The organism is Kitasatospora sp. NPDC033851 (assembly GCF_055576085.1).
Window position 1 is genome coordinate 1 of sequence record NZ_JBVIRL010000087.1, and the last position, 4,123, is coordinate 4,123.

At 71.8% G+C, this 4,123-nt stretch carries 4 protein-coding genes and 1 pseudogene; 3 read left to right on the forward strand and 2 right to left on the reverse strand.

The features are described 5' to 3' along the window. Nucleotides 1–96: pseudogene (locus tag ACZ51D_RS43475) on the reverse strand (electron transfer flavoprotein subunit beta); the annotation flags it as partial. Nucleotides 97–427: 331 nt separating this feature from the next. Further along, complete coding sequence (locus ACZ51D_RS43480; RefSeq protein WP_360510260.1) at nt 428–841, reverse strand: thioredoxin family protein; 414 nt, start codon at nt 839–841, stop codon at nt 428–430. Nucleotides 842–1,060: 219 nt separating this feature from the next. Here ACZ51D_RS43480 and ACZ51D_RS43485 point away from each other — a divergent pair, with 219 nt between their 5' ends. The 3 genes from ACZ51D_RS43485 (at nt 1,061) to ACZ51D_RS43495 (ending at nt 4,001) form a co-directional block, all read left to right on the forward strand. Then, a complete protein-coding gene (locus ACZ51D_RS43485; RefSeq protein ID WP_360510258.1) occupies nt 1,061–1,486 on the forward strand; it encodes a DUF4395 domain-containing protein in 426 nt (141 codons plus the stop codon). 247 nt (nt 1,487–1,733) lie between these two features. Next, the gene (locus ACZ51D_RS43490; RefSeq protein ID WP_465665839.1) at nt 1,734–2,504 is read left to right on the forward strand and encodes a lysophospholipid acyltransferase family protein; all 771 of its coding nucleotides are present in this window, start codon (nt 1,734–1,736) and stop codon (nt 2,502–2,504) included. A gap of 369 nt (nt 2,505–2,873) precedes the next feature. Further along, nucleotides 2,874–4,001, forward strand: a complete 1,128-nt coding sequence (locus ACZ51D_RS43495; RefSeq protein WP_465665841.1) for a hypothetical protein — start codon at nt 2,874–2,876, stop codon at nt 3,999–4,001. Nucleotides 4,002–4,123: the final 122 nt, after the last annotated feature.

Consider the following 4,123-nt stretch of genomic DNA (forward strand, 5'->3'; position numbering starts at 1 on the left):
CACGCCCTCCCGGTCCGTGGTGTGGTCGTCCGCGAAACGACGGTCACCCGTCGCGTCCGGCACGTACTTCACACAGACAACGATCCTCAAGCTCACGGCCTTGTCTCCTGTACTGGTCTCGTCCGGCGGCTGCGGCTGTGCAAGCGGGCGCGAACACGGAACGCACCCGCTCCGGGCAGCGAATTCCCGTGCCGGTCCGGAACTTCCTGGCAGCATACTCGCCGGTAGCTCAGTGGTCACTACTGGCCAGTAGCTTACGCCGGGCGACTGCGCCCGCCGCCTGCGCACATCCTGCCCCAGGCAGGGCGCGACTCCACCTGACGGGGCGGACCGGCAGGGACAGGATTCCGCTACGACGGGAATCCATCGCAACGGGATTCCTACGCGACGGGTTCCCCTGCGACAGGTTCCTTTGCGACGGGGCTCCTCAGACCGCCTGGCCGAGCGCCGCAATCACGTCCGCCCTGCGCGGCTGCCCCACCGCCCGGCGCACCACCCGGCCGTCCGCGTCCAGCACCAGGACGGTCGGCGTCCGCCTGATCTGCAGCCGACGGACCAGCTCCAAGCGCGCCTCGGCGTCCACCTCGACGTGCTCGACCCCCTCGACCATCCCGGCCACCTCCGAGAGCACCCGCCGGGTGGCCCGGCACGGCTGGCAGAAGACCGTCGAGAACTGCACCAGCGTCGCCCGCACGCCGAGCGGCCCGCCCAGCTCCGCCTCCGACAGCCGTACCGTCCCGTCAGTGGTGCGCACCCTCATCCTTCCGTCGAGCCCGGCCCGCAGCAGCCCGAACGTGGTCGCGACCGCCAGCACGACAACGCACGCCACCAGCCCGGTCATCCCCCCAGTCTGCGCCAGCCACGACGGGCCCCGAAAGACGGTCGACCGCCGGGGGCGGGCCGCGTACGATCGGCCGGTGGACTCCGAGCGCTCCTCACCGCCGTTGCCGACCGCCCGCCGCGTCATCTCCCCGGGCCGGCCCACCGGACCCCACTGTCGCTGACGCCCCCGCCGCCACCTTCCGCCGCTGCCGCCCGTCGCGACCCTCCCGGAGCCCCCGTGCAGACCGACCCCCGCGGTCCCCGTTTCTCCGCCGCGCTCACCTCGGCCGTCCTGATCGCCGTCCTCCTCACCGGCAGCAGCGGACTCCTCGCCGCCCAAGCGCTCGTCTTCGCCCTCGGCGCGTTCGGCGGCTTACGGCTCTCCCCGTACGACTGGCTCTTCCGGATCCTCGTCCTGCCCCGCCTGGCCCCGCCGTCCGAGACCGAGGACGAGCGGCCGCTGCGCTTCGGGCAGGGCATCCTCCTGGTGTTCGCCGCGGTCGGCGCCCTCGGCCACGTCACCGGGGTGACCTGGCTCGGCCTGCTGGCCACCTCGGTCGGCCTCGCCTCCGCCTTCCTCAACGCCGCCTTCGGCTACTGCGTGGGCTGCGAGCTCTACCCGGTCGTCCGGCGCGCCCAGGGCCGCCTCACCGCCGGGGCCTGACCCGCCTCCGGCGGCCACCCCTAGCCCGGGGAACGGAAGAGTTCCCGGTCGAAGTTCATCACGGAGATCACACCGTGAAAATCGGCTTGACCGCACGCCTCAGGTGACAGCAGGCACTCGTTCGGGGGATCATCTCCGTGTATCACCCGTGACCGCCGCGGCGTGCCGTGCTCCGGTCGGCACCGCCCGCGCAACGTCACGGGCCCCCGCCGAACCGGGCTCCGGCCCGTGGAAGTCAGGACTGACCGTGGCAGAGTTCGTGTACCCGCCGGTGATCGGCGCCGCACTCACCGCCTTCCGCGCGCTCGACGTGCGAATCAAGATCGTGGGCGCCGAACACATCCCCGCCAAGGGGGGAGCGGTACTGGTCAGCAATCACATCAGTTACCTGGACTTTCTCTTCGCCGGCCTCGGCGCCTACCGCGGCGGCAACCGCAAGACCCGCTTCATGGCCAAGGACGACGTCTTCAAGCACCGGATCTCCGGCCCGCTGATGCGCGGCATGAAGCACATCCCGGTGGACCGCACCGACGGCCAGCCCGCGTACGAGGCCGCCGTGCGCGCCCTCAAGGCCGGCGAGGTGGTCGGGGTGTTCCCCGAGGCGACGATCAGCCGCTCGTTCATGCTGAAGAAGTTCAAGACGGGCGCCGCCCGGATGGCCGCCGACTCCGGCACCCCGCTGCTGCCCGTCGTGCTCTGGGGCACCCAGCAGCTCTGGACCAAGGGCCGCCCGAAGACGCTGACCAAGCGCCACGTCCCGGTCACCATCATGATCGGCGAACCGATTCACCTCGGGCCGGACGACAAGCCCGTCATGGTCACCAGACGACTCCGCGCCGCCATGAGCGAGATGCTCGACCAGGCCCAGCGCGAGTACCCCGGCAAGCCCTCCGGCCCGGACGACACCTGGTGGCTGCCCACCCACCTCGACGGCACCGCGCCCACTCTGGAGGTCGCCGAGGCCGAGGACGAGGCGGAGGCGCTCGCCAAGGCCGAGCGCCGCGCCGCCCGGGACTGACAAACCCTCCCCTCCCCTTCCGCTCCTCCGTGTGGCCTAGCGAGCGCGATCCGTCGCGTGTCGCCCGGCCTCCGACGCCCCCCGTCTGACACAGTGACAGCTCCTTTCAGGGGCCTTCGTCCTGAATCGGCGACGGGGGCACACGTCGAGCGGTCGGCAAGGTCGGAGGCAGAGATGGCACGGATCACTGGGACACGGCAGTCCCCCACAAGCAAGGCCCGCACTCGCGCAAGCGCAGGTGCGGGCCTTCTGCTTCTGGGCACCCTGCTCACAGGCTGCGGGGCCGAGCCCGGGGAGATCCCCCTCTCCGAGATCCGGCCGGAGTCCCCCTCCGCCACCCCGGAGCCGACGCCCGCCGCAACCCCCGGCGTGGTCGGCGCGGCAGCCGGAGCCCCCGCCGCGGCCACCGCGCACAACGGACTGATCGTCAGCCGGTCCTACACCGACTCCTCCCGCAGCACCAGCGCCATCGTCACCCTCTCCCCCGACGGCAGCGGCCAGCACCAGATCACCCAGCCACCGGACCGCGCCCGCGACGACCGACCCGACTGGTCCCCCGACGGCACCGCCGTCGCCTTCGACCGTACCGACCCGCAGACCGGCACCGCCCGGCTCTGGACGGTCGCCGCCTCCGGCGACGGCGCCCACCAGATCAGCCAGCTCTGCGACGACTCCAGCGGCGGCGCCGACTGCGCCAACGAGGACGAACGCGCCCCCGCCTTCTCCCCCGACGGCAAGCAGCTCGCCTTCAGCCGCTCCTGGGGCGCCCTGAACCCTGCCGACAACACCCGGACCCAGTACTCGGACCTCTACCTGATGAGCCCCGAAGGCACCGACGTCCAACGGCTCACCTTCCTCACCAACGACAAGCCCTACTCCGGCTCGGTCAGCAACCCCAGCTGGTCCCCCGACGGAAAACAGCTCACTTTCGAGTACCGCACCAGCGCCACCGGACAACCCGCCAACAGCCGGGCCATCTACGTCGTCAACACGGACGGCACCGGGCTCCGTCAGCTCACCCCCTGGGACCTGCGCGCCGGCGACCGTGCCGACTGGTCCCCCGACGGCACCAGGATCCTCTTCACCACCTACCCGGCCGGCCCCGACAACGCCCCCGGCGGCGCCATCTATACCGTCCACCCCGACGGCACCGCCATCGGCGCCCTCACCCCCGCCCCCTCGGACGCCTTCTACGGCGCCGCCGCCTACGCACCCGACGGCCAGTCCATCGTGTTCGCCCAGGCCCCCGCGGGCGCCGGCGCCGACCTCTACAGCATGCGGCCGGACGGCACGGGCGTCGCCCGCCTCACCAACAGCGCCGACAAGTGGCTCAACCACCCGGCCTGGGGCACGGCGGAACTCCCGGCTGCCCTATCTGCTCCGTCCACTCCGTCTGCCCCGTCTACTCCGACCCAGAGCGCCCAGCCCGAGGCCCAGCAGCCGGCCCAGGCCCAGGGACAGCCGCCGACGGAGGAGCCGCAGTCCGAGGACGAGTGAGCCGACGGGCCAGAAAGGCCTGGAAATGCGAAGAACCCCCATCCGGGATCCGGATGGGGGTTCTTCTGAATGATTGTTCGGCGGCGTCCTACTCTCCCACAGGGTCCCCCCTGCAGTACCAT